The sequence below is a fragment of the Endozoicomonas sp. SESOKO1 genome (genome assembly GCF_024606265.1).
Classification (GTDB): Bacteria; Pseudomonadota; Gammaproteobacteria; order Pseudomonadales; family Endozoicomonadaceae; genus Endozoicomonas.
Window position 1 is genome coordinate 1 of record NZ_JAHHPP010000301.1, and the last position, 1373, is coordinate 1373.

Annotated in this window: 1 protein-coding gene; it reads right to left on the reverse strand. The window is 56.4% G+C overall.

The features are described 5' to 3' along the window. Window positions 1-35 precede the first annotated feature (35 nt). The coding region (locus tag KDK13_RS13405; RefSeq protein WP_257285478.1) for a hypothetical protein at window positions 36-1373 on the reverse strand (1338 nt) is incomplete at its 5' end.

A 1373-nucleotide genomic window follows, 5' to 3' on the forward strand; every position in this document is an offset into this window, starting at 1 on the left:
CTTCCCGGTTAATTACCGGAAGATCCTTGAGAACCCTACAGATTCTGGAACTGGTTGGCCAGATTCCTGATGATCGACGCTTCGGTGGAGCGCTGGTTCGGTGTGCCGCCGGGTGTCTGCAACTGGTCGCTATCGTAGCGGAGATACTGCCCCGCGGTACTGCTCATGTTCAGGAAACTGTCCCGGAGCTGCCTCTCCAGCGACTCCAGCAAGTTGACGCAGCACACCTGTCGTTTTTCCGGCCAGGTGATTGAGTCTGACTCCTCCGCAGGTATGGCTGCCATAATCTGCTGGTTCTGCTGCTTTATGGCCTCGACCTGGTGGGCATAACTGGCATGGATTGCTGTGGTCTGGCCGACATACCCCTTCAGCAGTTTCCGCTCAGTCAGGGTGAAGTTTGATGTAGCCGGAGGGCGGGCAAGCAGCCGTGCCAGTGCCGACGTGTCGTCCAGTCCCGATTCGCTGTTATAGCAGGGAACAGTCTCGTCATTCTGGAATACGGCATCATAATCTGTGGGGTTCTCAAGGATCTTCCGGTAATTAACCGGGAAGTGTTTCCAGTCTCTATATACCCCCATCCTGGTAATGAAACGGTCCGACTCAGCCTCGATGATCCGGTTGGTCGCATCAAGGTCTCCGCGTTCCAACCAGCCCGACGGCAAGGTGAACTCATGATCGGCGACGGTGGCATTGTGTATCACCGACGACAGTTGTTCATCGGGCCTTGGGGTTCGCAGATCGTCACCATCGTCGAGGCGCTCCTCCGTGATCTGCCTGTCCACGTAGTTCGCCAACCCCCTAAGAACGTCCCGAAACGGTGCGGACACCCCGGAAGCATCACGCAACAGTGCTTTGAGCGTAGTATCCATGCCCTGGGCATTAAATCCCCGGAAACGCCCGGCCTCGGAGGTCTCTTCCATGGGAAACCCGGTGGCCAGGATCATCTCGGACCGCGCCTGTGCCAACTGTGAGTACATATTCAGGAACCGGTTGACCAGGTTATCAATGATGATCTCCCTGGCCGGGCTTTCCCCAGGAGCTTGTGGGTTCATGGTCAGGCCACGGCTGGCATCATAGCTGAGGCATTGTTGGGCAAGGCTGCTGATGGTCAGGAAGTTATCCCTGAGCAGTTTGTCCATGGCCCGCAGGCCGTGTGCACAACACACCAGCCGTTCAAGGGGCCATTCAAGATAAATCCGGTCGTTGACTTTTATCTCTTCACCACTGCGCTTGATGGCCTGCATCGCCCGGACATTGTTATTTTTAATGTCGTTTATCTGCCACATATTGCGGTCCTGGATCACCTGGCCCCGGTCCGCATAAAGTTTCAGCAGTTTTCTGCCCTGCGCACCCACTTGCGGTGGGCGGCTATC